Raw genomic sequence first — 4,007 nt, 5'->3', positions numbered from 1 at the left:
AGGGTTGACGGTAAATGTGTGGTGCTATCCAGCGCGGGGATACTCATGTGTGCTATCATCACACCGCTAATGCCGGCGTTGATGGCCTCGCGGAAAGGATATTCTTCCAATGAATCTAACCTGCCGCGACTGTAAGGCAACAGCGGCAAATCAAAATGCGAATCCACATTGGTATCGCCATGGCCGGGGAAATGCTTGGCTGTGGTGAGTAAACCTGCATCCTGCATACCTTTAAAATAAGCAATGCCTTTTTTGGCCACATTGTACATATTGTCGCCAAAGGACCGGTAATTGATCACCGGATTGTTGGGGTTATTGTTTACATCCATATCGGGGCCTAAATTTATCTGGGCACCTATCCGCTTGAAATCATAGGCTACCTGCTGTCCCATTTTGTATACCAGGTTATTATCCTGTATGGCGCCCAGGGTCATCTGGTAGGGGTATGATATAGTGGAGTCCAAACGCATCCCCAGGCCCCATTCGCCATCCATGGCTATCAGTAAGGGCACTTTTGCCAGTTGCTGGTATTTATTGGTGAGGTTAACCTGCCTGCCGGGGCCACCCTGGAAAAATACAAGGCCGCCGATTTGCTGTTTTTTGATCACCTTGGCTACCGAATCTTCGTAAGCCTGGCCCTTATTAGTATGTGCCCGTACAAAAAGCAGCTGCGCAACGCGATGCTTTTTGCTCAGCTTTTTGTAAACCGAATCGACCCAGTGGTTTTGCTTATTTAAACTCTCTATATAGCTTTCCTTTTGTGCAAAAGCATTTACAGCAATAAAATTAAGGGTGATAATTAAGATAAAACAATAACTGGTTTTCAATTTTGGCATTTCCAAATGTAGTATAAATGTTGTTTTGGCAGATTGATTGGCATGCAATTATTACAAAAATTAAACCCTGTAATAAACCTTTGGCTTAATTTTTACTCTATGGATATAAAACAAACTAATCATGAATACATCATGAGCAAAAATTAAAACAACGCTCATGGTAGCTTCATTACCTTTAAAAACAACTATAAAATGAAAAAATTTATCTTTTTAGCCTTATGCTTATTTACAGCATACACCGCCAGTGCGCAGCGATATTATGGGCCTCCGCGCCGCAGACCACCACATAGGGATGAAAGACGCGAAAGGTTCCGCCGCCAGGACAATGACTTTTACCGTGTAAAAGTTGGCTTAGCAGCCGGTTTAAATATCTCGAACACCATTGATGCGTATGATTCTAATTTCAGTACCGATGCCATAGCCGGGTTTCATGCAGGTTTAACGTTGGATATTCCTATTGTTTACCCGTTATCGTTTGCCCCCGAGATTATGTATTCAGGCAAGGGATATGCCGCAAATACCGAATATGGCAGGTTTACACAGCGTACCAATTACATTGATGTGCCGTTGCTGTTAAAAGTTAAGCTTGCACCAAACTTTAACTTCCTGGTAGGCCCTTCGATTAATTTTTTAACATCAACCAATAACACGTATCAAACCGATTTTGTTACCGACTACGAACATTTTTATAATAACCGCGGCGACCAAACCAATGTAAGCGGCGTTATAGGCTTAAGTGTTGATGTTGCCAGGAATGTAGAACTGAGGGCAAGATATAATATCGACCTATCGGCCAATCATCCCGACAATGATTCATACCTGCCCGATTACCGCAACCAGGTTTGGCAGGTTGGGTTGGGATTTAAGTTTCAGTAAAGGCAGCTGCTAAAACACTTTAAAAAGCCATTCGGGATTGCCAGGTGGCTTTTTTTATGCCCTTACAAATACTTTTTGTACATCATTTTTAAACTCCTGCTCCTCGCGGTAAAGCACCTTCCTGTAAGGTTCAAAATCTGTTACCAGGGTTTCATAACTGCCAAGGCATTCGTTAATTCGTGTGATAATTTCGGGAATCAGATCCGCACTTTTATCAAACCGGTATCGTTCGGGGATGGGCATGTCTTCTGTATACGCCGCAGAACCGTTTTTGCCAACTATCATGCAACAGCGCATAATACAGGCTTCGCGCGGCATGCGCTCCTTGCCAGGGTGGTAGCCAAAATCTACATATAATTTTGCCTTGTTCATCAAGTCAGCTACCTGTGTCGGTATCATGCCTTTTATAGGTATCCAATTTAAAGTTGGGGTTAAACTGATGATCTGGTCCAAAAACTCATCATTTTTAACCGGGTTGTAAATAATGATATTTTCTTTGGCGATACTTTCATCAACGCCATCAAAAAACTCGTTGTTCATATAATCAGAAATTCGCCCTGCAGGTTTTACGCCATTCTCGAGCAGATGCACCTGCGAATAATAAGAGTGGCTGATGTGCTGAATTTGGCGACGTCTGAGCTTGCTGAATGACGCTATGCGGAAACTGCCAAAGTAAGTACGAAGCTTAAAAAACTTTTTGTGTTTTATACTATCCACTATATACTGCTGCGTAATGTAATAGTTATTTACGCTTAACCACCAGATTATTTTCCTTATCCTGTGATAATTGTATTCAAAAATGGGTATTAAATAGGTTTCTGGTAATATAATGATGTGTTGCGGCTCATTCTCGGGTTCCCCCGCTACCGGCACATTATATTTTTTATAGTTGTTATGCACCAAATCGCCTGAATCGGGTGCGGGAGAATAGTAATACATATAAGCATCAAAGCCCAATGATATAAGTTGTGCTCCTAATTGATGCAGTGCTTCGGGGCCACCTGTTGCAAATCCCCCGGGACAAAAAATGTATATTTTGGTATTTGCATAGCACTTTATCACATCAACAGGTACCGTTAAAATTGATTAATTGAATAGTTTAAATTAGTTTTTAAATATAGGTGTTCTGATGATAATGCAGCAAAAACTATTCATTATTTTACTAAGGTGCAGCAAAAGTTTAATTACCCCAGATATAAAAGATCAGCTAAAGCCATTCTCTCCATTTAAAATCATTCAAGGGCTTATTTTACCATATTTTCAATATCATCGCTGTATCGAATTAACAAAACTACACGTAATGCTAATGTTAGGAATGATTATTGTATTAAAAGCGATAATTATTCGTTATATTACTGAACTGCTTTTGTCAAAAACAATTAATTAATAATGATCTCAATTATTATTTCATCTGCAAATAGTGCTCATCTTAAACAGGTAAGAGATAATATTGCAGCTACAATCGGGGTTCCTTACGAAATAATTTCAACCAACAACAGCAACGGCGAAATGGGTATATGCCAAGTTTATAACCAAAGCATTTTCAAAGCTCAATATGATATTTTATGCTTCATGCATGAAGATGTGTTAATAAAGACCCATAATTGGGGCCAAAAACTTAAAGGTCTTTTTTATAACGACCCATCATTAGGTTTAGTAGGTATCGCGGGCAGCAGTTATAAACCAATAAGTCCGTCTGGTTGGGGAGGGGCAGGAATAAATACCACATACACCAATATTATCCAATCATATAAGCATAAAAAAAAGCTGTCAAAACATGTTTATCATAACCCCAATAATCAAAACCTGGCAGAAGTGGCTTGCGTTGATGGCGTATTTATGATGACAACTAAAAGTATAGCCGAAGAAATTATGTTTGACGAAATCACTTTCAAAAAATTTCACGGTTATGACATTGATTTCTCTTTATCGGTGGGTCAAAAGTATAAGGTGGCTGTTAGTTATGATATGCTACTTGATCATTTTTCTGAAGGCGTTTACGACCAAACCTGGATGAAGGAAAATTTAAAACTTCATGACAAATGGAACAAATATTTGCCTAAAGATGTTGGAGCACTTACGCCCCACGAGGTTGTTTATATAGAAAAAAATACTTTTAAAAATTTCATTGATCAACTAATCAAGTTCAACTATCCTATTACAACTGCATTTAAAATGCTTTGGAAAAATAAAAAGTTTTTAAGCCTCGACATTAAGCTATTTTTTAAACTGAAATTCTATATCATTAAAAAATACCTTACTTTAAGCAGTACACAGCTTTAGCCTGCTATATAT

General features: G+C 39.0%; 4 protein-coding genes. 2 read left to right on the top strand and 2 right to left on the bottom strand.

All coding sequences use genetic code 11. The features are described from left to right. A partial coding sequence (locus AC1DPZ_RS23435; RefSeq protein ID WP_477408010.1) for a glycoside hydrolase family 3 N-terminal domain-containing protein occupies positions 1–836 on the bottom strand: 836 nt, incomplete at its 3' end. Between the two features lie 192 nt (positions 837–1,028). Here AC1DPZ_RS23435 and AC1DPZ_RS23430 point away from each other — a divergent pair. Continuing rightward, positions 1,029–1,712, top strand: a complete 684-nt coding sequence (locus tag AC1DPZ_RS23430; protein WP_477408008.1) for a porin family protein — start codon at positions 1,029–1,031, stop codon at positions 1,710–1,712. Between the two features lie 54 nt (positions 1,713–1,766). On the opposite strand, the gene AC1DPZ_RS23425 is transcribed toward AC1DPZ_RS23430, so the two are convergent. Beyond that, a complete protein-coding gene (locus tag AC1DPZ_RS23425) occupies positions 1,767–2,774 on the bottom strand; it encodes a hypothetical protein (protein ID WP_477408006.1) in 1,008 nt (335 codons plus the stop codon). A gap of 327 nt (positions 2,775–3,101) precedes the next feature. On the opposite strand from AC1DPZ_RS23425, the gene AC1DPZ_RS23420 reads away from it, so the two are divergent. Beyond that, positions 3,102–3,995, top strand: coding sequence for a glycosyltransferase (locus tag AC1DPZ_RS23420; RefSeq protein ID WP_477408004.1), 894 nt, complete (start codon positions 3,102–3,104; stop codon positions 3,993–3,995). Positions 3,996–4,007 lie beyond the last annotated feature (12 nt).

It is taken from the genome of Mucilaginibacter sp. P4_G9 (genome assembly GCF_056400985.1).
Note: the sequence above shows the minus strand (reverse complement) of the source record. Positions and strands in the feature narration are given on the sequence as shown.